The following is a 24,653-nucleotide window of genomic DNA, read 5'->3' on the forward strand; positions in this document are numbered from 1 at the left end:
CCCCAATACAAAGTGCCGCCCCTGTCGCAATACGCTTTGATGTCATGTCATTCACCGAACTCCGGCTTGAAAATCCCCGGCCCATAGCCGAAATCGCGCGTTGCCGCAGAGTGGTCAAAGACCAGATCTGTATTCATGCGCAAAGCCATTTGCACATTGCCTTTGAGCGCCGAACCGGGCCGCAGAACGCCCAACACACCGAAGCCCAGTCGCCACGCCCCTTCCGGCAGGCTGAGGATATGCGCCGGTTTACCTTTAGAGGCAAATATCCGCGCCACCATATCCCGATAGCTGAGCGTCTCCCCACCTGACAAGTTGTAGGCGCGGTCGGCCGTCGCCTCGGTGGAAAGCACGTCCACAGCGGCTTTGGCCAGATCACGGGCATGGACCGGCTGCCGCAGACCCGACGCTGGTCCGCACACCGGAAATACCCCCAGCCGGTCAATGGTGGTGGCGATGCGGCTAATGTTCTGATCGCGGCCTTCATCATAGATTAAGGTCGGCCGCAGGACCGTCCAGTCCACGTCGTGCGTGGCGCAAAAGGCTTCGATACGCGCCTCGGCTTCACTCAGAAGTTCGACGACATAGCGTTCCTCTGGCTGCGGCGAATACGTCTTTGAAAAGCGTGAGGTCGAGGAAAAGGCGACGAGGCGCTTCATGCCCTGCGCCCACAAAACTTCTAGCACGGACTCGGTAATCAGCCAGAGGGGCGAGGTGACAATCACGTGCGCAAAGCCATCGCCTTCAAAGGCCTGCGGGTGCATCAGATCAAGGAACAGGTCATTAGCCTGTTTTGGCTTTCGCGTCGTGAATGCGGCCTGCGGTACGATGTCGCGCAGCCTTTGCCCCACAAGGCTTGTCGCACCGATGATCAGTCTTTGGGTCATGCGGCTCCTTATCCTATCTCCCCAGTTTTACTGGGGAGATATAAAAAGCTGTGACACGTCCTTTTTCCTCATGCAAGCCGCAGGACGGAACGCCCTTCTCCTCCCTGTCGCGAAGCGATGGGGAGGAGGACCCTGAAGTAGTGGAACGGGGTGACTCTACCGAACACCTCCCCAAAGCCCCTTGAGGTGGGGCACAGCTAAAAACCGCGCCAAGCCCGGATTCAGAGTCGTCCCCCTCCATCCTTTAACTTCGGCAAAATCCAACTCGCCATTTTGCCGCGCAAGGAACAGAGATCGGCCGGCCCGACCAAGAGCCCCTTGCGGGCGTCGCCTCATCGGCCTATGTCTCGCAGCCGTATTCTCAACAAGAGTCACGGTCATGAGCGCCTACAAATCCCTACGAGATTTCATCACCAAGCTCGAACGCGAAGGCGAGCTGGTGCGGGTCACGGACCCCGTCTCCACCCACCTCGAAATGACCGAGATCCAGACCCGTCTTCTCGCTGAAAAAGGCCCGGCTGTGCTGTTTGAAAATGTCATTCTGCCCGATGGCTCAAAGTCCGACATGCCCGTGCTGGTCAACCTGTTCGGGACCGTCAAGCGCGTGGCCATGGGCGTCACCCTCGAAGGCAAGGACCGTACCAATCCGCAGGACCTGCGCGAAGTGGGTGAGCTTCTGGCCTTCCTGCGGCAACCCGAACCGCCGCGCGGGTTCAAGGACGCGCTTAGCATGCTGCCGCTGGCCAAGACGGTGATGGGGATGCGCCCAAAAACCGTCAACAAAGCCCCGGTACAGGAAGTGGTGCTGACGGGTGATCAAATCGACCTGACGCGCCTGCCGGTGCAGGGCTGCTGGCCCGGCGAGCCGGCGCCTCTGATCACCTGGGGCCTTGTGGTCACCAAGGGGCCATCAGAAGCCCGCGAAGATGATTTCAACCTCGGTATTTATCGCATGCAGGTTTTGGGAAAGGATCGCGCCATCATGCGCTGGCTGGCCCACCGCGGCGGGGCGCAGCATCACGCCCGCTGGAAAAAGGCCAAAAAGAAGGAGCCCCTGCCCGCCTGTGTGGTGCTGGGGGCCGATCCGGGCACCATCCTCGCCGCCGTGACGCCGGTGCCCGATACGCTCAGCGAGTATCAATTCGCAGGGCTGCTGCGCGGGGCCAAGGCGGAGCTGGTGCCCGCCAAGACCGTCCCGTTGATGGTGCCCGCAGAAGCCGAAATCGTCCTGGAAGGCCATGTACTGCTCGATGACTATGCCGACGAAGGCCCCTATGGCGACCACACCGGCTATTACAATTCGGTCGAAAAATTCCCGGTGTTTCAGGTGTCGGCCATCACGCGGCGTAAGCAGCCCATCTATCTCTCGACCTTCACCGGCCGTCCGCCCGATGAGCCGTCCGTGCTGGGCGAAGCCTTAAATGAGGTATTTATCCCACTGATTCGTCAGCAGTTTCCGGAGATTGTCGATTTCTGGCTGCCGCCCGAAGGGTGTTCTTATCGCATCGCCGTCATTTCGATGAAGAAGGCTTATCCAGGCCACGCTAAGCGCGTGATGATGGGCGCGTGGTCGTATCTGCGGCAGTTCATGTACACCAAGTGGCTGATCGTCGTAGACGACGACATCAACTGCCGCGACTGGAAAGACGTGATGTGGGCGATTTCGACGCGCATGGACCCGGCGCGCGACATCACGCTGATTGAAAACACGCCAATCGACTATCTCGACTTCGCCTCACCGGAAAGCGGTCTGGGGTCGAAGATCGGCCTTGACGCCACCAACAAGTGGGAGCCGGAAACCCACCGCGAATGGGGCGAAAAACTCTATATGGAACAGGACGTCATCGACCGCGTTAGCGAAAAATGGGCGGCGATGGGCCTGCCCGGAACGGGCAAGCCCATCTGGAATTAGGAGGGGCTATGCAGGGGGGTATAGCTCCTTCTGTTTAGCATCACGGCGGTGATCGGCAACAGTGTTTTGCCTTTACCGATCTCGGCTGGCGGCTCTCAGAATCTCCGAAAGAAAACTATCCGGAGATTTTTTACGCCGTCTATTCCTTTCCGACTTCTTTGCCGCTTCTTTTCGACGCCTGCTGTCCTCGAAAAGCCAAAGACCACAGACTAAGCCTTGGCTTGCCGCGAATGCAAAACTGCTCGGATTGGGTCTGCTAAGCCTGTTGTTTGCACTACCGTTTAATAGGAAATGGTCGCTCATGCAGTCAGTGGGACAAGTCATTATCGACTGTTATATTTTTATCGCCTACCCGCTTTATTTCTATTTGACTGCACGCGGGATCAGGCAGATTTGGCGTTTTCAGGTGTCAAATCTGCGACCTGCATCGCCTCGTCATTGACTGGCTAGGCCTGTCGATCTGGAAACGCCTCTCCTACCTGTGCCGACAGCATGGGTTGGATAAAGTGCGCAATGTCCTCTGAAAAAGCTTATCTGGCGCCCCGTGTGGATGTCGGAAGGTCTATGGGGATACTGACTTTCGCCAGCACAAAGAGGGCAAGGAGAAAAGCTATCACCGCTAAAATCAGGAAAAGCCAATTTCTGTTTTTCTTCAGCATCCCCGCCAGCCTCTGTTGAGCAAACATTTTATATCTCAACATCTTGTCGAGTAAATATCCGGATGGATTGCGGCGGGGCTATATCCTCCCTGTCGCCTCAGGGATGGGGTATAGCGCAGTAGAAGTATAGCTCTCGCCAGTGATGGCCGCACAGCAAGGCGGAGGGGGATTGCGCCGTTGGTAGTCACATACATGGTGCTTTGGAAATACGCACCTCATGAGCCAGTGTACATGCCTCTTCCGAGTCATCGCCCTGCGTCCGCTGACTGCGTTCGCATCCACTCGCGCGGGCGGCCTAGTCCACACGGTAAAGCCAAAGGGAGGACGGTGAGCCCGACTTTTTGTACGGTGTACCCTCGGGCCATTTGCCATGCGCACGGCGCGCTCCTCGCACATCTGGGCTTGTTTTCGGCTAAGCCCTTTGACCACTCGCCGTGCAGAGCGGCAGAGGGCGTTGCCTGTGGTTTCGCCTCTTCTGTCGGTTGGGGGCCTGTCTCTCTCCCTCATAGTGGTGCCTTTCTCCTCGGCTGCAAGCCCTTCAGGGCGCAACGGTGGATCAGCGCGAGTAAGACGCGACTCAGCGGGCGTTTCGCAGGGCATCGCCTAGTTGACTGGCTTCGATTTCGTCTTCCGCGGCGGCGTGTAGAGAGCCCGCAACATCCGCTCGACGGCCATGATGGCGAGGGCGGCGCGACCAATCTCTACGGCCTTGGCGGGGGTCGTCGCGGTTTCGAACACGATCAAAATCTGTTCGGCGAGACGCATCAGGCGGCGATGGGTAGCGGTGTAAGCGTCAGGGGTGTAGGGGCGATCTGCTTCATAGCCTGAGCATGACAGCGGTTCACGCAGCGGGAACAGATTGTGAGAAAATGCGTTTAAGTGTTTGAAATTGTGTATGTCGCAGCGGGGACAGATTTTGGGGCCGTCGTAGACAAGGTTTACAAGTCGGCCCAATCGCAAAGTGTTATGAGCTGGTTCCTGGACGAGCCACCATTGAGGCGGGGCCAAGGGGGAGGAGCCCATGCCCGGTTAGGGGCGAAACATCAGCTGGATCATTATGTTTCTTCCAGAAATCAGAATGATCTAGCGAATGATGTCTGAGGGAATCGTTCCACTCCATCACTCTCGTCATACGACACCCGCAAGACGCGGACAAATTCCATAAAAAACCCATTCACGACTGGACAAGCGTTTTCAAAATAATATTATTGTCTGACAATAAAAGGGAGGTGCGCGTGCTAGACAGACGTGACTTGTTGAAATCCGTGAGCCTGCTGGGGGCCGTGTCCTATGGGGTCCCCGCACGGGCAAATGCAACTGATCGTGTCGCCCCTTCTCCGGATCCGGAGGTCGCCAGCGGGCCGTCACCGCGCGAAGTGCTCTCGCTGAACAAGGGCTGGCGTTTTTTCGAAGGCGACATCCCCTTCCCCAAGATATTGGGGCACGGCTGGTCCTACGCCAATGCCAAGGCCGGTTCGGCCTGGGGCGCGGCAGCGGCTTCATACGACGATACGGAGTGGGACAGCGTCACGCTACCCCACGACTTTGCCAGTTTTCAGGTGCCGAACGAACTCGAAAATCTGGCGCAGGGTTATCGCAAGCGCGGCATTGGCTGGTATCGCAACCTACTGAAATTCGAGGAGAGCGACCGCGGCAAGCATATCGAGCTACAACTGGATGGCATCTCGACCCATGCCACCATCTGGCTCAATGGCACACTGATCAACCGCAACTGGTCGGGCTACAATTCCATCTGTGTCGATATCACGCCCTATCTGTCCTATGGTTCGGCGCTCAATTCGCTAGTAGTGCGCGTCGATGCCGACGCCATGCAGGGCTGGTGGTACGAAGGGGCGGGCATTTACCGCAATACTTGGATCGTCAAGCGTCATCCGCTGCATATTGAGACCGATGGCGTGTTTGCCCACCCCGTTAAGACCGGTGATCAGTGGCAAATTCCCATCGAAGTGACGCTAAACAACACCACCGACCGGCCGCAATCGGCGGAGATCGTCTCATCGCTGGTCGATGCGGCGGGCCGTGTCGTCAGCACTTGTCGCCTGACCGCGCAACTCCCGCCTATGCAGACCGGCGTTGTGACCGGTCGCATGAGCGTACAGTACCCGACCCTGTGGGATATCGACTCCCCCTACCTGTATCAGGTGCGCACCCAACTCATCCAGCAAGGGCATGTCCTCGACGAGGTGGTGACCCCCGCCGGGTTCCGAACCCAAAGCTTTGACCCGGACAAGGGATTCTTCCTCAATGGCCGGCCCGTCAAGCTGAAGGGCGTGTGCATCCATCAGGACCATGCTGGGGTGGGCGTCGCCGTGCCCGTCGGACTTCTGGAATACCGCCTGCACCGCCTCAAAGATCTGGGCTGCAACGCCATCCGCTGCTCGCACAATGCACAGGACAAGGCTTTTTACGCCCTGTGCGATCGGATGGGCCTTCTGGTGATGGACGAAAACCGCGTCTTCAACCCCTCGCCCATCCATATGGCCGAATTGGAGTGGCTGGTGCGCCGCGATCGCAACCATCCCTCTGTCATCTTGTGGTCCGTCTTCAACGAAGAACCGATGCAGGGCACGGAACAGGGCTATCAGATGGTCCGGCGCATGGTGGCGAAGGTCAAGGCGCTCGACACCACCCGACCGGTGACGGCGGCCATGAATGACGGCCTGTTTACGCCCGTCAATGTGTCTCAGGCCGTCGATGTGGTCGGTTTCAACTATCAGTATCAGAATTACGACGCCTTCCATAAGGCGCACCCGACCCTGCCCATCACCTCGTCGGAAGACTGCTCCGCCTTTATGACGCGCGGGGAATACAAGACGATAAAAGACAAGCATATCATCGCCTCCTATGACGATGACGCCGCAGACTGGGGCACCACGCAGCGCGTCGGCTGGAAGGCCATTGCCGAGCGGCCTTTTGTGGCAGGCACCTTTGTGTGGACCGGCTTCGATTATCACGGCGAACCGACACCGCATCAGTGGCCTTCCAACTCGTCCTTCTTCGGCATTATGGACCTGTGCGGCTTCGCCAAGACCGCCTTCTGGATGCGGCAGGCCATGTGGTGCAGCGAGCCGGTGCTACATCTGGCCCCGCACTGGAACTGGGCCGGACAGGAGGGGCAGGACATCCTCCTCATGGCCCTGCACAATATGGACGAGGTGGAACTGTTCCTGAATGGCCGCTCGCTGGGGCGTCAGACGGGGGACCGCTATGAGATGAACCGCTGGAGCGTCGCCTATGCGCCCGGAAAGCTGAGCGCCGTCGGCTATCGCGGCGGCAAGGTGGTCAAGCGCTTTGAGGTCGAAACGACCGGCGCGCCGGTGCAACTGAAACTGACGCCCTTCCGTCCGCTGATGAAGGGGGACGGCATAGATGCCCAGCCCTTCACGGTCGAAGCGCTGGACGCGAAGGGCCGGCACGTGCCGACGGCGCAGCACAGCGTGCGCTTTACGGTCGAAGGCGGTGACATTATCGGGCTCGGCAACGGCAATCCCAACGACATCAACCGCGAAAAAGGCGACACGCGCGCCCTGTTCAATGGGCTGGCGCAGGTGATCGTCCAGACGCGCGAAGGCCAGTCCGGCCCGCTCGTCCTGAAGGCCATGGCCGAGGGACTGAAGACCGCGACGCTCAGGATCGACGTTCAAGCGGCGCAGCCCTGGCCCTATCAGGCCGTCTCCAAAAGCGTGCAGATCACCGAAAACTGGCGGCGCGCCCCCGAACAGGCGGGCCCCCTTGAGCCCCATCTGCGCCCCAAGGATAACGACATGAATTCGTGGGGCTGGTTCCGCGCGGGCGTGCCCTTCCCCGCGCCCGACCGCGACACGGAGGTCCTGTGCGCCGTCGAGGTCGAACCCTATGCCAAGGTGCGCAAGAGCGGCGGCGTCATCGAATGTCTGGGCCTGCTGGGCCCGGCCACCCTCTATATCGACGGGCAGAAGGTGGCCGAAAAGGCCAGCGACGACAGCGCCCCTCTGAGTGCCCCCTTCCCCAAGGGCGCCGGGAAGCACTGGGTCAGTCTGATTTTCCGCGCCCGTGGCGGCCAGCCCTTCGGCTTTACCGATGTGGTGCGTATCCGCGCCTGACGCCCGCCGACCTCCCCTTTTTAGCCCCCCGAAACACAGAGACTCCCTGATGGAAACCTCCCGCCGCCACCTGTTTGCCGCCGGTCTGGCCACAGCGGCCGCACTCCCCGCCAGCGTCGCCCTGCCCGCCACCGCCGCGCCCGCCGTCAAACCGCGCTGGGGCAAAGGCATCGAGCGTCAGCGTAAGGCCGATCTGGGCAATGGCACCTATCTCAATCCGATCATCGCCGGAGACCACCCCGACCCGACCCTGCTAAAGGACGGCGCAAACTACTATATGACGTTTTCGTCCTTCTATGCCTATCCGGGCCTGATCCTGTGGCATTCGACCGATCTGGTGAACTGGGCGCCCATAGGCCCGGCCCTGTCGAAGCCGCTGGGCACCATCTGGGCCGTGGACCTGTGCAAGCACGGCGACCGCTATTTCATCTATATCCCCGCCGCCCCCGACGGCGGTGAATGGTCGATCTACGCCATCTGGGCGGACCGCATCGAAGGCCCGTGGAGCGAGCCGGTCGATCTCAAAATCAAGGGCTGCATCGACCCCGGCCACATGGTCGGCGAAGACGGCAAGCGCTATCTGTTCGTCAACGGTATCCGCAAAATCCGCCTGACCGATGACGGTCTGGCCACCGATGGCGATCTGGAGCCCGCCTATCAGCCGTGGACCTATCCCGACGACTGGGTGACGGAAAACTTTGCGCCCGAAGGCCCTAAACTACTGCGGCGCGGTGGGTATTTTTACCTGATCACGGCGGTGGGCGGCACGGCCGGTCCCGTGACCGGGCACATGGTCATTGCCGCGCGCTCAAAATCCATTCATGGGCCGTGGACCCATTGCCCGCATAATCCGCTGGTGCGCACGCAAAGCGACGCCGAACCGTGGTGGTCGCGCGGTCACGCCACACTGGTCGAAGGGCCTGCCGGCGACTGGTGGATGGTCTATCACGCCTATGAAAACGGCTACCGCACGCTGGGCCGTCAGACCCTGCTGGAGCCGATAGAATGGACGAAGGACGGCTGGTTCCGTGCCAAAGGCGGCGATCTGTCGAAGCCCCTGCCCAAGCCCAAGGGCGGCAAGACGGGCACGGCGGGCTTTGCGCTGTCTGATGACTTCAGTCAGGACCGTTTCGGCGTGCAGTGGGCCTTTCACGACCCCAAACCGGATGAAATGACGCGGGTGAAGCGGGAAAACCGCAGCCTGCGCATCATTGGTCGGGGCACCTCCCCCGCCGACAGCGCACCCCTGACCTGTGGCGTCGGGGACCGGTCCTACCGCATTGAGGTGACGCTGGAACTGGAGGGTGAAGCCGAGGCGGGGCTATTGCTGTTCTATAATCACAAGGCCTTCGTCGGCATCGGCTTTGACGGCGAACGCACGCGCACCTGGCAATATGCCGAAGATCAGGCGTGGAACCGCCAGAGGCTGAAGAGCCACACAGTGCGCCTGCGCCTGACCAATGAAGCTAATGTCGTGACCTGGCACTCTTCGGTGGACGGCGGTCAGAACTGGACGCGCCACCCGACGCGCATGGAGGTCTCCGGGATGCACCACAATGTGTTCGGTGGCTTCCTCAGTCTGAAGCCGGGGATTTACTGCACAGGCGACGGCGCTGTGCGTGTGATAGACTTCACCTATCAGGCTGGATCATTTTGATTTCGGGTCGAAGTATAATGATCTAGATTTTTCCTTTGCCCCTCGCCGGGTACGGGCTGCGCCACCTTGGCCGCTTGAGCGGAATGAGTATCATTCCGCTCTCGCATAATAAAACCTCGCATAATAGAAACATAGGGAGACACCCATGAGGATGGGCAGACGGCATTTTCTGACGAGCGGGGCCTGCGCGATGGCGGCCCCGGCAGCGGCTGTGGCCACGACCCAGACCGATGAGCAAAAGTCAGCGGCCAAGCTGTCCAATGCCGACCCGGCGCTGGCCCCTGAGCTTTTGCTGCCGGAAAAGGACCTTGCGTGGTGGCGTGACGCCAAGTTCGGCATCTTTGTGCACTGGGGTCTCTACGCCATTCCCGGCCGCGGCGAATGGCACATGTTCAATGACAAGGTGCCACCGGGCGAGTACCGCAAACTGGCCGAGCAATTCGATCCGCAGGCCTATGATCCGGACCAGTGGGCCGCTTTGGCCAAACAGGCCGGGGCCCGCTACATGGTGATGACGGCCCGCCACCACGACGGCTTCGCCCTGTGGGACAGCCCGTCCAGCTTCCAGCACTTTGACGCTATGCACGCCAAGGCGCACCGCGACCTGATCCGGCCCTATGTAAACGCCGTGCGGCGCGCCGGGCTGAAGGTCGGGCTCTATTATTCGCCGCTCGACTGGCGCTTCCCCGGCTATTTCCATCCGCGCGAACTGCCGGAAAACGCCCGGTTGCTGAAAATGCAGACCTATGATCAGGTCGGCGAGCTGATGAAAAACTACGGCAAGATCGACGTATTGTGGTGGGATGGCGGCTGGCTGGCGCACAAGGGGACCGATGCCGACGCGGCGTGGTTCTGGGAGCCGGCCAAGCTCAATGGCATGGTGCGAAAATACCAGCCCAAGATCCTGATCAACCCGCGTTCGGGCTGGATCGGCGATTTCGACACCGAAGAAGGCCACGGCACCATTTCCGGGCCGATCCGGGCGCGTCCGTGGGAAAAGACCTTCGCGCTCGGCTCGGCATGGGGCTACACGCCGGACAATTATGCTATGCCGTGGCAAAAGGTCGTCCCGTTTATCGTCAATGCGGCCGTGCGCAACGGTAATGCCCTGATCAATGTGGGGCCAGACCCGCAAGGGCGTATCCCGCCCGCTCAGGCCGAAACGCTCAAGGGCGTAGGCCAATGGATGGGCAAATACGGCTATACGATTCAGGAGACCCGCCCCGGACCGCTTCAGCCGCGCGACGGCGTTTTCGGCACGACCTTCCGCAAAAACAAGGTGTTTGTGCACATCTTCTCATGGCCGGAAGACACGCTGACGCTGTCGGGCTTCCCCAAAACCGTGCAGACGGCGGTTAATGTGACGGGCGGCAAGGTCGTGTGGTCTCAAACTGACGGCACGCTGACGCTTCAGGTGGCCGCGGGGTCGCGCGGTGACCCGCTCACGGTCATCGAACTGACCTGTGCTTAGAGCGATATGATTTGAGGTGGAAACATTAGCGCTATAGCGCCTCCCCTGATTTCAGGGGAGGCGCTTGAGTGATGATTCCATTAAAAATCTTTCCGCTCTAAGCCCGGAAGGTGATTTCAAACGCGCTGGCCAGAGGCGAGGCCCCCTGAGGCACCTCGATCACCAGTGCCCCCGCCTTCTGACGGAAGGCGCAGGGTTTAGCGCCCCCTAAGAGACGCACCTGCTTCACCGCACGCGCTTGCTTGGCATTTTTACCAAGAGCCTGAATGGCAAGACGACCTTCGGGCTTGCCCAGCGAAATCGCATACAGGGTCTTGCCGCGCGTCGTGAAGCGAATGTCCTGCGCCGTATAGGCCGTCCCCTCCTGAAACGCCCCTTCGGCGGCCTCGGTCGGGCCTTCGCCGAACTGCGTCCACGGGCGGGTGCCATGAATGGCCTCGCCATTGACCTTCATCCATGCGCTCAGATCGGCCAGCAGGGTTTGCGATTCCGGCGGCAGGCTGCCGTCGGGATACTGCACCACATTCATCAGCAGATTGCCGTTCTTGCTGACGATGTCGCACAGCATGTGGATCACTTCGGTGCTGGTCTTGTATTTGAACCCGTCCGAATAGAACCAGTCGCCGTTCGAGGTGCAGGTCTGCCACGGATAGGGATTGATGCCTTTCAGTACGCCGCGTTCGACGTCCTGCACGAAGCCCTCTCTGTAGAACTCACCGGAGCCGAAATCCTTGCCATTATAGACGGCTTCGTTGCGTCCGGCGCGCGCCACGCTTTTGTTGTACATGTGCGCGACCAGACTGCGCCCGACCACACCGAAGGGCAGACCGCCGTCGGAATAGAGGAGGTCCGGTTCATAGCTGTCGATCAGGTCCTGAATGCGGTTGTACCAGATCTGATGGAAGGCCGGGTCCTTGGTGTACCAGGTGTCCGCCGTGCCGCGATAAGGCTCGTTATGAGCCGGATGATAGAGGTCGGCATATTGCGGGTCGGCCCCGTCATAGGCGACGCCGTTTTCCGGCCAGGTCTGATTATACAGATGGCTGGGGTGGAACCAGTTGTGGCTGGCCCCCAGATGCTCAGAGACGCCGAACCGCAGGCCGCGCTTGCGCGCCGCCGCCGCCCACGCCCCGACAATATCGCGCTTGGGCCCCATGGCCACGGCGTTCCATTTGTGATGCTTCGACTTCCACAGATCGAAATTGTCGTGGTGGACGCCCATGCTGACGAAGTATTTGGCCCCGGCCGCCGCGTACTGATCCATCAGGGCTTCGGGATCGAACTTTTCCGCCTTCCACAGGGGGATGATGTCCTTATAGCCAAACTTTGACGGCTGGCCGTAGGTCTTGACGTGGTGCGCATTGTGAAAGTGGCCGGGGATATAGAGGTTGCGCGCGTACCAGTCCCCGACGCGTGGCACCGCCTGCGGGCCCCAATGCGACCAGATACCGAACTTGGCATCGCGGAACCAGTCGGGCGTCTGATAGGTCTTCAGCGACTCCGGCGTCGGTTGAAACGGCCCTTTGGCAACCGGCAAATCGTAGCGGACCGGTGCCTTGGGCTGACAGGCATCGCCATCAGAAGCCGCCATGGCCCTGGGGGCCGCAAAACCGGCCCCGGCAACCGCACCCAACGCCCCCATCAACGGCACACCGCCCAGCAGGCTGCGCTTGGTTAGTTTCACCATGATCTTTTCCTTTGTGTCTGCCAGCTCTTGCTAAAATTTATATAAAACAGCCAGTTATCTAGAGCATTCGGCGGCTAAGTTGAGCCGACGAATGGCTCTAATTATTTCTAACGCCTCATGTTTTTCCGAAAAGTGGTGTCCACTTTTCGGCATGAGGCTCTAGATAAACTTGGACAGCAGGCGGATATAGGCCACCTGATAGCCGTTCGACACTTCGGTGATCGGCCACGAATTCAACGGCCAGCCATCATTGAAGTCCTTGTAGGATTTTTGCGCGGGCTGCGCGTAGGGCGGCGAAGGACGCTTGCTGCCACAAAAGTTGCTGACCGACGGACAGCGGCTGTCCCAGTCCCATTGCGTCTGGTTGGGGCCGCCCGGCACAAAGCCCGGCGGCGGGCCATAGGTCGAGGTGCCCACGCTGTCCCATTTGGCCGAACCGTCCACAAACCAGGAATGGAAGATCTGAGTGGCGGAGTTTTCCGCGCCCAGACTGGACATATTGGTCAGATAGCACAGGCCCAGCGGGTTTACCCCGTGCATGTAGTGGATATAGGCCGAGGCCGCGTTCAGATTATCGGTCGCGCTGTGCGTCGTGCCGAGATTATAAACATTGAGCGCGGTAAACAGCAGGCCGAAATTACACTTGATACTGTTGCTGCCCCACACATAGTCCGGAATGAAGGCCTGATACGGGTCGGCCTTTGTGGTGATCTTGCCGCGTACCCATTCCCCATTGACGCCGTTGAGGTAGTTCGTGCGGATATCATTGGCCGTGGCCGAGGGCACCCCCGGCAGGGTCGCGTAGTGCAGGAGCGCATCCTGCGTCCCGCCATCATAGGGCGACACATAGTTGCGGAAGCGGATCAGGTTGGCCTGCCCGTAATTGGCTTCGACGAAATCGCGATAGGTGGTCTTGCCCGTCGCGTCATAGAGATAGACCGCCGCGATCAGGCGCGCCAGCAGACGTCCGCGGTCGTCCGTCTCCTGCTGACCGGCCCCCAGCCCCTGTGAGCCGTTGGCGGGATCATTATTGTTGAAAATGACATTCGGGTTGGCCACGGCCCAGCCCCACGCCTTTTCGGCCCGCGTCTGAAGATCGGCAGCATAGCTGGCGAAGGACGCAAAGCCCGCCAGCACCTTGGCCCCCCTTGCAAAGGCCCCGGCGGTGTTCAGGGTGGCCGATGTGCTGGGCGGGCCATAATAGCTGGGGCCCGTGGCGGCCGATGGTGGCGACGCGTGGCTGAGCCCGACAATCGACAGGACCGAACCGTCGGCCTGCTGCATGCGGCGCAGCCAGTCGAGTCCCCATTTGGCTTCGTCGATAATGTCCGGAATGCCATTGCCCGATTCCGGGATATTGTAGTCGTCTCCCCAGATGGACGGCTTTTCGGCATAGGCGAACAGCAGGGCCGTCACGTATCCGGCCGTCCAGCTCGTATATTTATTGAAGTCGCCCGCGTCGTACCAGCCGCCGGAGACGTCGCGTTCGGTCGCCGCATTGGTCTTGTCGCTGTAGAGGCGCGCATTGCGGTCCTGACCCGGCCCGACATGCGAAGCCGCATCGGCCCAGCCGGCCCCGGCATGGGCCACTGTCTTTTCCTGCCCGGCGCGCTGATAATAGAAGTAACGCACCGCCGCCTTCAGCACCGCAGCATAGACGTCGCTGGCGATCCTGAACGTATAGGATTTGACGTTCTTTTGCGCGTCGCGGATGTAGTATTCGCCGACGGCGGTGACGCTGCTGAAGTCGAAATGCCAGACCTTGTCGCCGGAACTCTTGTCGGTCGCCCCGCTGTTCCAGGCCACGGGGGACGCCGTAAACACCACAGCGTCCGTGGCGGCATTGACCACCTCATAGACCGTGCCGGGCATAAAGGAATCGGCGGCGTCGAAGCTGATGATCTGCGTGCCGTCGGTCAGGGTGCCCACGGCCTCACCCTGCGGATCACGGATGACCGCGACCTTGGCCTGCGCCGGCAGGTAGCCGAACTGATCGACCACGATCGGTAGGCCCAGCGTCATGGTCGAAGGCCGCAACACCGCCGGTGTCGCGGACGAGGAGGACGAAGACGTCCCGCCGCCACCGGAACTGCCGCCTCCGCCCCCGCCGCCACAACTCAGGAGGCCAAACGGGATCAGGCTGATGCCTGCGGCCAGCAACAGGCGACGGCGGGTGGAATCAACGGGGGTGGTCATAAGCAATACCCTTCACATGACGGGAAGGCGGTCCCTGCCTTCCCGTGGACTGTTCTGTGCGTTTCAGGCCCTGTGCCTGAGCGGATGGTTTCCGCTGTTATTTCTTGCCGGCTCCGATGAGCAGGGCGTCCAGCATCGCCTGATCCCTGACCGCAAGCGTCGTGCGATCAATGAGGGCTCCGGTGTCCCAGAAGAAGGGCACGGCGCCATTGGCCCGCGCCTGCTGGGTGACATACCGGTTCCAGAAATCCACCGAGGCGTTGTGCTTGGGCATGTCGAGCGGCTGGGTTTTACGCCACGCACCATATTCGCCGACGATGACGGGGATGCCCTTGTCGATGAAGTTGGTCTTCATCGCCAGCATCTGCTGATCGACATAGGGCTCCTCGCTGTGGGTCGCGTTGCGGTCCGGCTCGATCGTCGAATGGTTGTCGCGACCCCAATAGTAGAACATCTTGCCCCAGGACGCGTCCTTGTCGATGATCATGAACTGCGACGGCGCGTAGTAGTGGACTTCAAACATCAGACGCTTCGTCGCGGTGTCGGTGGGCATACCCGGCCACACCGAAACGGCCAGTTCGGTATTGGTTTGCGGTGCCTGCACGACGAGGGTGCGGTAGGCGTTTCGGCCGCCGGTCGCACGCACAGCGTCGATAAAGGTCTGGTGGTAGCTGAGCAGGATTTTTGTATTCGCTTCCGTACCGGCGTCCGGCTCGTTAGCGCTGGCGAAAATCAGGCGCTCGTCGAAGTCGCGCAGGTGGGTGGCGATCTGCTCCCAGAACGCTTTCTGCTTGGCGTTGACCGCGTCCTTACTGGCCGAATCTATATGCTTCTCAAGCCATCCCCCATCCCAGTGGATGTTCAGCACCACATAGAGGTCGGCGTTTATGCAATACTGTACAACCGTCTTGACGCGATCCAGCCAGGTGCTGGAAATCTTCGCCGTTGCCTTATCCGCATACTGGTCCCAGGCGCACGGCAGTCGAATGGCGTCAAATCCCAAAGCTTTATACTTGTTGACAAGCGCCTGGGTGATGAGCGGATTGCCCCAGGCGGTCTCCCCGCCAATGGCTTCCATCGTATTGCCGATATTGATGGCCAGCTTGATTTTGGCGGCCATCTCGGCCGCCGTGCTGGTCATCCCGGCTGCATTCGCGGCCACCGGATTTGTATTATAGTTGGGATACAAACCGCTCGCTGATGAGGCGGATGAGGAAGACGACGAGGAGGTGCCGCCTGCGGAGGCCGTCGATACACCACCGCCGCCACCTCCACCACAGGCCACGACCGATAAAGGCACCACGCAGGCGGTGGCCATGATCAGATGGCGACGGTTCAGGCCCGTTGACGTCTTCCCGGTTTGTTGTGTCATAGGGTACTTCCTCATTTTGTTCAGGCCGTTTACGGCTCTCTTTGTGACTGTTTCAGACTTCAGGGGTTGCAGCCGATACAGGGGACGGCTTTGCGGAGGGGGCGTCAAGACATCTGTCCTTCAAAGGGCTCCCCCATCCCTTCGGCCTCGCGACATTCGACGCCGATAATTGAATGATTATATGATAATGAGACCCTTTATGCACTGTCAAGCGGTCCCTGCCTCTGCCTGGGGACGCTCAGAAGCTGCCTTGCAGTGCCGGTCGATGAACTCCTGATGCGACATGACCGTCTGCGCTGAGCGCCTGATCTCTTCGCGGCGCAAATCCATACCCTTTTTGATCTGTTCCAACGGGTGGAGGTCCGCCGCCACGGCATGGCGCGCGGGCACGGCCCCATTGCCCAGCAGGATGGCGAGCCAGCTCGGTTCCATATAGGACTCGAGATCACCCAACGAGACCTGTCCGCTGGCGTTCCACACCTCCAGCTTGTGGCGCAGGCTGTCGGGTATCTCGATGTCGCGGCACGCCGCCCACAACGGTTCTGGCCGGCGTGAGAGGTAGTAGTGCGCAATGATGAAGTCGCGTATGCGCTCGATCTCGCGGGTGGATATCCGATTGTATTCGTCGCGCAAAACGGGGTTGATTGTCTTTTCGGGGAAGAACTGAAGCAACTTCAGGACGCCCATGACGATCAACTGTAGCCCGGTGGACTCCAGCGGTTCGAGAAAGCTGGAGGCGAAACCGATCCCTATACAGTTGCGGTTCCAGAAGGCCTTGCGATGCCCGGAGGTAAAGCGGAACACTCTGGGTTCGGCCAGCGGTTCGCCATCGATAGCACCGAGCAGGGCGTCGCGCGCGGCCTCGTCGCTCCAGAGGTCCGAATTATAGACCATGCCATGGCCGCTGCGGTGTTGCAGGGGAATCGTCCAGCGCCAGCCCCCGGCGTGAGCGGTGGACCGCGTAAACGGCAGGGCCGCGCCGGTCCGCATCGCCGGGACGGCCATGGCGCTGTTGCACAGAAGCCAGTGTGACCAGTCCACAAACGGCGTATTCAGCGCCTTTCCGAGCAATTCGGAGGCGAAACCGGTGCAATCCAGAAACAGGTCGCCGGGGACCTTACGGCCATCGGCAAGATGGATGGCGGTGATATGGCCAGACTCACTGTCCAGATCGACGTGCGTCATCCGGCCTTCGATACGCTGCACCCCCAGCCCGGTCGCCACCTCGCGCAGATAGCGGGCGTACAGGGCGGCATCGAAATGATAGGCATAGTGATAGCGCGCGTTCTGCGGATCGCCCGGCGCAAAACGATTGTTTTTCGCGACAGCGTAGGCGAACGAATAGTCATCGATCGGATGCGCCTCACCGGCCTGCCGCAGTCTTAGCCAGTAGTGATGGGTCGATACCCCCTCTACCTGATGACCATAGTCGCTGAAGGCGTGGAAATGCCGGTTCCCCACGACGCCCCAGTCGCAAAACTCAATACCCAGCTTGAACGTGCCCTGAGTGCGGCGAATAAAATCATATTCGTCAATACCGAGTAAGGCGTTGCAGTGCGCGAGTACCGGCACCGTCGCCTCCCCAACGCCGATAATGCCGATCTCCTCGGATTCCACCACAGTGATGCGCGTCTGACGGCGATCCGTCTTGCGCGCCAGCAACCCCGCCGCGATCCATCCCGCCGCGCCGCCGCCCAGTATAACGATGTCCTGTTGCTGTACGCTGTTCATAAAGCGATTTCCAAATTTGGAAGAGTAAGGGCGCTTCGCCATGAAGCGCCCTTCCCCCTCAGGGGTAGAGCGGAATGATTTCTAATGGAATCATTCCGCTCAAGCCGCCATTGCGGCGGCGGCCAAGGTGGCGGAGCCACCGCCCGGCGAGGGGCTAAAAATCTAGATCGTTATGTTTACATAAGGATCTAGAAGCGCGCCCGCACGGTGACTTCGTAACGCTGATCGCTGACATTGTAGTCGTAAGGCTCGAACACGCCAGGCACGGGCTCCTGAAGTGTTTTCGACTTTGTATTGAGAAGATTGTTCGCGTTGAAGGACACGGAAATCTTCTCGTTCAGCCTGTAGTCAAAGCCCAGGTCCAGGTAACCGGCCGCCGCCATATAGGCCGGAACCATGTTGTACACCGGATAGGAATGGGTACTGTCAAAGTTGGTCGGGCTGGTATTGAGGATGTAAGGGTTGCCGCCGCTTGTCGCGTAGGACAGCGGATTGACATTGGTAGACAGCAAGGCCTTGTCACGCCAGTTGTAAGCCAGACGGACATTGACCTTGTCGCGGCTGTACAGCAGTTGGATATTATAGGCCCACTTCGACAACCCGGCATAGGGGAGGTCGGGGTAGGTCTGCGGCACCGTGCCGTCCGGGTTGAGGCCCGGCAGGGCGCCATTGGCCGGCGGCGGGGTCAGCACGCTGTTGGCCTGCTGGGCCGGATTTTTGCTGTCGATATAGGTCAGGTTGGCATCAATACCAAACCCACGCATCCAGCCGGGAAGCTGATCGAAGAATTTACGGCCACCGATTTCAAAGCCTTTGATCTCGGCCTTCTGCTCGGAGGTCTTGTTCTGCAGATAGAGCCACGGCAGATCGAGCGTTGTCGGCGTCCCCGGATCCGGGTCCCCGGCATTGACCGGCGGAGTCTGACCATTGGCATACGCCTTCGCCGGGATGGGCAGATTGTTGGCGATGAACGAATGGAACACCGGGTGATCCTCGATCTGCTTGGCGAACAGATCAACGTAGAAGAAGCTGGACGACGACGGATAGAATTCGAACGTCACATCCTGGCTGTTGATCATGGTCGGTTTCAGATCAGCACCGCCACCATTGACGGAAACCCCAGTGAGAATCGCGGGGGCCTGCGGATTGGTGGCCGGCCGCGATCGGGCACCAACCGACCCGCCAGCGCGGATGTCATTGAGATTCGGCGGTGCCGACGCCCTCGACGCTGCCGCGCGAATGATGAAGGTGTCGCTGACGTCGAACTTGATGTTGAACGACGGCAGAACACGATGGTAGCTGTAGTTGCGTTGTTGCAGGCTATACCCTTGCACAAACGCATAAAGCGTCGGGAACACCGGATTGGCGTTGGGATTGGCGGTCTTCACCTGCTGCGCGTTGAAATAATCCGTGCTGTCTTTTTCGGTGAGCGCCAGATTCGTCGCATTGGGCGTGGACAGAAGGCCACTCGCCGTCAGGGTTTCGGTGAACGAACGCACCCCGATATTCCCCGAAAACGCCGGAATGAACCCGAAACCGTCGTGCGCGAACTTGGCCTGGATATAGATGGCCTTGTTGACGATGCGGCTGTCGGTCTTGTTCAGCCCCTGATCGATATAGCGCGTCCAGTACTGATCCGCCGTACCGTTGGCGATTTGCCCGTTATAGGACTTGAGCAGATGGTACCAGTCATAACTTTGCATCAGCGACTGGCTGGGGACCAGAAGCTGCGCCGGAACCGCCGCGTCGCCGCCGAAGAAGTTCGGGAAGGTGGCAACCTCATAATCCGACGCGCGGACGTTCGGGTTGGTCAGATACAGAATATTCCCTGCGCCATAGGACGGATCGCCGGGATGCGCCCCCCACGGATTCGACAGCCACGACTGGCTGAGCGGTGCCCAATAGGTCCCCACATTGTCGTCGTTTTCGGTACGCTTGGCGATACGCGCGCCAAAGGTAACCGTGCGCAGGAAGCCCTCATCGCTGGACCGGTATTCCACATCGAAGTGGGCGGTGGTCATCTCACCCTTGTTATCGGGTTTATGATAGCCGAAATTGCTGAGATACGCCTTGCTCTTATCGAGCAGGCCAGTGGTGGAAAGACCCGTCAGAAGCGGCAGCGACCCGGTCAGGTCAACGTCCATCGAGTTCACCAGCGGGCTCGTCTGGGCGAGGCCCACAAACATGTTTTCCCCCGTCATGCGCGAACGCACATATTGCGCACCGCCACGCACCGTTATCTGTTCGCCAGCCGTCCACAGGAAGCTTTGCGAGATATCGAGGGTAGAGCTTTTGCTGTGCGAGGCCGACGCCCCGCCGCTGGGATTAAACGTGCCCGCAGGCCCGCACTGCACCAGGCGTCTGCCGTCCCATCCCGCCGGGGGATTTGAGGGATCAACCCCGGCACTGGCTGACCAGTCCCACTGGAGCGATGAGGCAGGCCCCCCAAAGGTGGCACCGCAATCGAGCTGATACCAGCTGGGCAACCAGCCAATGGTCTTGCTCTGGTTCTGGAATTCGACCGCATTACCAGTGGACCCGACCGTCAGGCTCCCCCTGCGGAAAGCACCATCGGCATTGAATTCAACCGGGCTGCCCACCTTAGGCATAACGGCGGACGTCGCAGACGGGCTCGACCCCACGGAGCCGCTGTTGCTCCAACCGTCGTCGATATATTGCGAGAAGAAGACGGTGTTGGTGAGCGTCAGGTTCTCTGTCGGCCGCCACTGGATGGCCTGATAGGCACCGTAGCGGTCACGCTGGCTGAGATTGTTGCTCCAGGTGAAAGAGCTGGGAACAAAAACCATATGGTCGTCACGCGTGGAGTTCGGTGAATATTCTCCGAACATGGCACCAACCTGAAGGTTGCTGCTTTGCTGGTGCAGGCGGCTGTAGGCGACATCCCACAACACACCAATTTCACCGATATTGGTGTCGAAGCGCCTGGAGACCATAGCGGAGACGCGCGGCGAACCCTTTTTCACTTGGCTGCCGTAGCTGCCGCCCACCGTGAGGTTGAGCTGCGGAGCCTTAAAATCGAAGGGCAGATGGGTGCGAAGATTGATCAACGACGCCCCGCCTTCGATCAGGTCCGCCCGCGACGCCTTATAGACATCGACACCGGCCATCAGTTCAGGCGTCACTTCGTTCCAGCTGATGGCGCTGGCACCATTGGCGCTGAACAGCTGCTGACCGTTGAGCATACTCGAATTGAAGGGCAGACCGCGCACGGTGACGCCCGTCCCTTCGATCTGGAACGCCGAGCTGCCGCCGTTGGTGGACGTGTAGCGCGAGATCGACACGCCCGAAATGCGTTGCAGCACTTCGGTGATCGAATTGTCGGGCAGCTTGCCCGCTTCGTCGGCGACGATCGAATCGACGATCGTGTCGGCCTTCCTCTTGATTTCAATGGCCGACTGAAGCGCCTTACGCCGCGCGGTGACAACGATGACGGCATCGCCGTCGGCTTTGGCGGCCTCAGCTTCCTTGGCCTCGGTGGCGTTTTGCGCACAGACCGGCATCGCCATCGACAAGGCGATCGCCGAGGTTCCGGCAACGAGCGCTAAAAAGCGCGATTTTGTTGGCAACATACATGCCTCCCCTGTGAGCCGTCCTCTATGCGGCGGCGTTCTTGTTTGACTGGATGACCGCGACAGACTCGTCTGCGGCCACAGGCCCATATCACACTATTATATTATTGTACGACAAGAACGTTTTTTGAGCACTCTGCAATTGTTTTCATATTTGATGCAAAAACATCACATAATTGTCCGATAAAATGGAAATTTTGGCTATTTACAAAGGAAATTCAAATTTACCGGTAAAAAATTAGCCCAAACCCCTTGCGCGTTGTTTTGTATGAGTATATTACTTATTGGCCAACTGGTTTGGCACCGCACTGAGCATCAAGCCTTCTCCCCGTTGGATGAGGCCACTCCCCTCGCTGAACTGTCTCCCTGTTCAGCGAGGGCTTTTTACAAGTGCTCGAAGTGACCGCGGCAGATCAGTCGGGAACGGAGCTGAGACAGGCTGCGTATCTGCACCTCCAGCAGCGCGGATAACGCGCCCGGAGCCTCGCTGGCCTCCTGACCACTCAGGGCTTCGGCGTAAAAATGGAGGGTCCGCTGTTGACCCGGCGCCACCTGGCACCCCTCCCAGCCGATCAGCCTTTCACACACACCGCCGTCGGCTTGTCTCAGGCGGGCATAGATCTGGACGTATTCGGTGATATGCCACGGGGTGGGGTTATCGACCTGAAACGACAGGAAAACCTGTCCTTCGTTCACACACAGACGCGGCGGTCCATAACGTAAGGACTCGCGGTGGGCGTCTGTGATCAGCAAGGCGTCGTCGTACATTCCCGTTCCCCTGAACATCGGTGGCGTTTGCGCAACCGTTTTTTCAGCAGTATACCGCGGCATCAGCCCTCAGCTAATAGATTGAATATGTGTGATTATTTCTCGGTTGACATATCTGACCCGATCGGAACTGTCCGCAGCGTCCGAATACGGACACGCTTCGACTCCCAAAGGCCTATCCACACGGTCACGTTTGCAAATGCGCCATAGTGCTTTGAAGTGCACATTGAATGCGTTAGACGTACAAGGAGAATGAATGCGGCACGATCTGAGGGCGCAATGACTGACCTTATGGAGACAGGGGCCAAGATGGCCGTCCATGTTCACCGCCTGCTCGGTGAAGCCATTGTCGCCGGTGAATTCGACGGTTCGGGCCTGCCCAATGAAGCCGAACTGAGTGTGCGCTACGGGGCCAGCCGCACGGTGATCCGCGAAGCCATCCGTATGCTGATGGGCAAGGGCCTGATCAGTATGCGTCAGCGCGCCGACCGTATTCAGCCGCTGGCCGCCTGGAACCTTCTCGATCCGGAAATCAGCTTCTGGCTGCGTCGCCGCCCCTTTTCTCTGGAGATTTTCCGGGAATTTATCCAGATGCGTCTGGCGGTCGAGCCCGTCGCCGCCGGTCTGACGGCCGCGCGAGGCGATGCGGCGGTAGTAAAATCGCTTCAGACCCTCTTTGCGGCGCTCGAAGCGGCGCCGGCTCAGTCGGAAGCGCGCCTGACCGCGGCGATCCAGTTTCACCAGACGATCGTGCTGGAATCCGGCAATGCGTTTTTCACGCGTCTGCTGGCCCTGATCAGCACCGCCCTGCACATGGAATATACCCACGCTCAGCCCAGCCCGCTCACCCTCTCCTTCCAGCAGCAGATCATGACCTGCATTGCGAATGGCGATGCCGCCGGGGCCGAGGGCATGATGCGGGAATTGCTGCGCGCGACGCTGCGGCAGGTCGAAGCGGCCCCTATCGAAGTCTGACGCCTTCGCGAAACACGCCTGTGAGCCGGCCGGACGACCGGCCCACAGGGTGACCCCATCAGGACGCGGGCTGTACCTTTACCAGCACCACATCATTGCTCGACATCGGGACGCTGAGCGACACCGTGCCGTTTGACCCAACCGTCACCTTGCGGTCGGTTTCGGGGGCATCGGCCGTCAGGGCCTGCATCTTTTCGATCTGCGCGGGCGTCAGTGTGTCCGGTGCCCCCAGCTCGATATAGGCCGAATAGGCATCGTTCTTCTTATAGCCCGTGCGCTGCACCGTCAGGCGATAGGGGCCGGGTTTCAGGCCCGTCAGTTGCAGGCTGACCGGGGCCGATCGGGTATTGGGGACCAGCTTCGAGAAGAAGGTCTTGTTGCTTGAGCCCTTCTGGTCCGGCAACTGGAAGTCCCAGATAACCGCCGAAGCCCCCTTGCCGTCATAGGCCGCCCACACCTGATCATCAGACGCCGGGATTTCATTGCCCTTCAAGGCGTTGAGATACTTGTAGGTGAACCACGAGGCCTTGCGGATACCTTCGCGGTTCATCAGGCCGAAACCACCGTGGAAGGGCGCGTTAGGCGGGCCGGGTTCCTCGAACAGGTCCGAATAGACCCAGTAGCTCATGCCCTGCGCCACACCCTTGGTGCCCTTCAGCTTGCTGAGGATATAGGGCGCAGCGACGTAGGAATCGTGGCTGAGGTCGCGCGGGTTATAGCTGGTGCTCCATTCGGTGAAGATCAGCGGCAGGCCGGGCAGGTGCGAGGCCTCGATCTCGGCGCGCACCTTTTTGACGTCGGCGATGATGGCGTCCGGCTTCTTCGACAACTGAAGGTCCATCTTGCCCTCTTCGTCGAGATAGCCGTAATCGACGCCATAGGTGTGGGTGGTGGCGAAATCGACGGGCGTGTTCGTCGCCTTGGCATAGGCCAGAAGCTCCGGCACCCAGGCCGCCCCGGCGGTGGAGGGGCCACCAACGCGCAATTGCGGGTCGATGGCTTTCAGCGTGCGGGCCGTGACACCATACAGGGCGAAATACTGCTCCTGATCGGCATACTGGAAGAAGCCGTCGAGATTGGGTTCGTTCCACACCTCAAAATACCAGCTGCGCACCTCTTCGATGCCGTAACGGTCGATCAGGTGCTTTGTGAAATCATGCACCAGTTGCTTCCACAGATCGAGGCGCGGCGGCGAGGTATTGCCCTTCCAGTAGAAGATGGTCTGATCCGAGGTTTTGAGCGCCGACGGCGTAAAGCCCAGCTCGACGAAGGGCTTGATCTTCATCTTCAGCAGGCGGTCGTAGAGATAGTCGATCTTCGTCCAGTCATAGACCAGCTTGTTATCAACCTTCTTCACCGTGCCCAGTTCGTCGTGGAAGATGTCATGGAAGCGGATATAGCGGAACCGCAGTTCCTTAGCCGCGATTTCCAGTTGCGCCAGATTGGCCTCGCGGATCGTCGTGCCCGGATAATCGGCCCCGACCGACAGATCATAAAAGCGGTCAACCGGCTGTGTGGCCTTGGTGACGTCGAGCGTGACCTGACGCGCGGCGGGGGCGGCCAGTACGGCAGAGGGCACCAGAACGGCACCTGCGATCAGGGCCGCGAGGGCTCTGCGGGAAGCTTTAACGGGCATAGAGTCTCC

The 24,653-nt window shown here is 59.9% G+C and carries 14 protein-coding genes; 5 read left to right on the forward strand and 9 right to left on the reverse strand.

Annotated features, from left to right (window positions below; genetic code table 11):
• Window positions 1-47: 47 nt before the first annotated feature.
• Window positions 48-887 (reverse strand): NAD-dependent epimerase/dehydratase family protein, encoded by an 840-nt coding sequence (locus tag ASTEX_RS15895; RefSeq protein WP_013480658.1) that lies wholly within the window; start codon window positions 885-887, stop codon window positions 48-50.
• Between the two features lie 379 nt (window positions 888-1,266).
• Here ASTEX_RS15895 and ASTEX_RS15900 point away from each other — a divergent pair, with 379 nt between their 5' ends.
• Entirely contained in the window at window positions 1,267-2,799 is a 1,533-nt protein-coding gene (locus ASTEX_RS15900; RefSeq protein ID WP_013480659.1) for a UbiD family decarboxylase, read from the forward strand.
• A 1,262-nt stretch (window positions 2,800-4,061) separates the two neighbouring features.
• Here the strand turns inward: ASTEX_RS15900 and ASTEX_RS20580 are convergent.
• Window positions 4,062-4,223 carry a hypothetical protein gene (locus ASTEX_RS20580; protein ID WP_168148164.1) on the reverse strand — a complete coding sequence of 54 codons (162 nt, stop codon included), beginning with the start codon at window positions 4,221-4,223 and terminating at the stop codon, window positions 4,062-4,064.
• Between the two features lie 470 nt (window positions 4,224-4,693).
• Here ASTEX_RS20580 and galA point away from each other — a divergent pair, with 470 nt between their 5' ends.
• From galA to ASTEX_RS15920, 3 genes are all read left to right on the forward strand, one after another.
• Complete coding sequence (galA, locus tag ASTEX_RS15910) at window positions 4,694-7,561, forward strand: beta-galactosidase GalA (RefSeq protein WP_013480663.1); 2,868 nt, start codon at window positions 4,694-4,696, stop codon at window positions 7,559-7,561.
• Between the two features lie 49 nt (window positions 7,562-7,610).
• Window positions 7,611-9,218 (forward strand): family 43 glycosylhydrolase, encoded by a 1,608-nt coding sequence (locus tag ASTEX_RS15915; RefSeq protein WP_013480664.1) that lies wholly within the window; start codon window positions 7,611-7,613, stop codon window positions 9,216-9,218.
• A gap of 145 nt (window positions 9,219-9,363) precedes the next feature.
• Window positions 9,364-10,689 carry an alpha-L-fucosidase gene (locus tag ASTEX_RS15920; RefSeq protein ID WP_013480665.1) on the forward strand — a complete coding sequence of 442 codons (1,326 nt, stop codon included), beginning with the start codon at window positions 9,364-9,366 and terminating at the stop codon, window positions 10,687-10,689.
• Window positions 10,690-10,786: 97 nt separating this feature from the next.
• Here the strand turns inward: ASTEX_RS15920 and ASTEX_RS15925 are convergent, their stop codons facing one another.
• From ASTEX_RS15925 to ASTEX_RS15950, 6 genes are all read right to left on the reverse strand, one after another.
• A complete protein-coding gene (locus ASTEX_RS15925; RefSeq protein ID WP_013480666.1) occupies window positions 10,787-12,376 on the reverse strand; it encodes an alpha-L-fucosidase in 1,590 nt (529 codons plus the stop codon).
• A gap of 159 nt (window positions 12,377-12,535) precedes the next feature.
• A complete protein-coding gene (locus ASTEX_RS15930) occupies window positions 12,536-14,572 on the reverse strand; it encodes a glycoside hydrolase family 9 protein (protein WP_013480667.1) in 2,037 nt (678 codons plus the stop codon).
• Between the two features lie 97 nt (window positions 14,573-14,669).
• Window positions 14,670-15,944, reverse strand: a complete 1,275-nt coding sequence (locus ASTEX_RS15935) for a glycoside hydrolase family 5 protein (protein WP_013480668.1) — start codon at window positions 15,942-15,944, stop codon at window positions 14,670-14,672.
• 207 nt (window positions 15,945-16,151) lie between these two features.
• Window positions 16,152-17,717: a tryptophan halogenase family protein gene (locus ASTEX_RS15940; protein ID WP_013480669.1), complete on the reverse strand. Its 1,566-nt coding sequence runs from the start codon at window positions 17,715-17,717 to the stop codon at window positions 16,152-16,154.
• Between the two features lie 146 nt (window positions 17,718-17,863).
• The gene (locus ASTEX_RS15945; protein ID WP_013480670.1) at window positions 17,864-21,265 is read right to left on the reverse strand and encodes a TonB-dependent receptor; all 3,402 of its coding nucleotides are present in this window, start codon (window positions 21,263-21,265) and stop codon (window positions 17,864-17,866) included.
• 384 nt (window positions 21,266-21,649) lie between these two features.
• Complete coding sequence (locus tag ASTEX_RS15950; protein ID WP_013480671.1) at window positions 21,650-22,033, reverse strand: hypothetical protein; 384 nt, start codon at window positions 22,031-22,033, stop codon at window positions 21,650-21,652.
• Window positions 22,034-22,312: 279 nt separating this feature from the next.
• Here ASTEX_RS15950 and ASTEX_RS15955 point away from each other — a divergent pair, with 279 nt between their 5' ends.
• Window positions 22,313-23,008: a FadR/GntR family transcriptional regulator gene (locus tag ASTEX_RS15955; protein WP_013480672.1), complete on the forward strand. Its 696-nt coding sequence runs from the start codon at window positions 22,313-22,315 to the stop codon at window positions 23,006-23,008.
• Window positions 23,009-23,066: 58 nt separating this feature from the next.
• Here ASTEX_RS15955 and ASTEX_RS15960 read toward each other — a convergent pair whose 3' ends face one another.
• The gene (locus ASTEX_RS15960; protein ID WP_013480673.1) at window positions 23,067-24,644 is read right to left on the reverse strand and encodes a GH39 family glycosyl hydrolase; all 1,578 of its coding nucleotides are present in this window, start codon (window positions 24,642-24,644) and stop codon (window positions 23,067-23,069) included.
• Window positions 24,645-24,653: the final 9 nt, after the last annotated feature.

This window comes from Asticcacaulis excentricus CB 48 (assembly GCF_000175215.2).
Lineage (GTDB): Bacteria > Pseudomonadota > Alphaproteobacteria > Caulobacterales > Caulobacteraceae > Asticcacaulis > Asticcacaulis excentricus.

Bases quoted from the DNA above. Each gene is read 5' to 3' on its own strand.
- ASTEX_RS15895 (WP_013480658.1), bottom strand. From the start codon at position 887: ATGACCCAAAGACTGATCATCGGTGCGACAAGCCTTGTGGGGCAAAGG.
- ASTEX_RS15900 (WP_013480659.1), top strand. From the start codon at position 1,267: ATGAGCGCCTACAAATCCCTACGAGATTTCATCACCAAGCTCGAACGC.
- ASTEX_RS20580 (WP_168148164.1), bottom strand. From the start codon at position 4,223: ATGCGTCTCGCCGAACAGATTTTGATCGTGTTCGAAACCGCGACGACC.
- ASTEX_RS15915 (WP_013480664.1), top strand. From the start codon at position 7,611: ATGGAAACCTCCCGCCGCCACCTGTTTGCCGCCGGTCTGGCCACAGCG.
- ASTEX_RS15920 (WP_013480665.1), top strand. From the start codon at position 9,364: ATGAGGATGGGCAGACGGCATTTTCTGACGAGCGGGGCCTGCGCGATG.
- ASTEX_RS15925 (WP_013480666.1), bottom strand. From the start codon at position 12,376: ATGGTGAAACTAACCAAGCGCAGCCTGCTGGGCGGTGTGCCGTTGATG.
- ASTEX_RS15930 (WP_013480667.1), bottom strand. From the start codon at position 14,572: ATGACCACCCCCGTTGATTCCACCCGCCGTCGCCTGTTGCTGGCCGCA.
- ASTEX_RS15935 (WP_013480668.1), bottom strand. From the start codon at position 15,944: ATGACACAACAAACCGGGAAGACGTCAACGGGCCTGAACCGTCGCCAT.
- ASTEX_RS15940 (WP_013480669.1), bottom strand. From the start codon at position 17,717: ATGGCGAAGCGCCCTTACTCTTCCAAATTTGGAAATCGCTTTATGAAC.
- ASTEX_RS15945 (WP_013480670.1), bottom strand. From the start codon at position 21,265: ATGTTGCCAACAAAATCGCGCTTTTTAGCGCTCGTTGCCGGAACCTCG.
- ASTEX_RS15950 (WP_013480671.1), bottom strand. From the start codon at position 22,033: ATGTACGACGACGCCTTGCTGATCACAGACGCCCACCGCGAGTCCTTA.
- ASTEX_RS15955 (WP_013480672.1), top strand. From the start codon at position 22,313: ATGACTGACCTTATGGAGACAGGGGCCAAGATGGCCGTCCATGTTCAC.
- ASTEX_RS15960 (WP_013480673.1), bottom strand. From the start codon at position 24,644: ATGCCCGTTAAAGCTTCCCGCAGAGCCCTCGCGGCCCTGATCGCAGGT.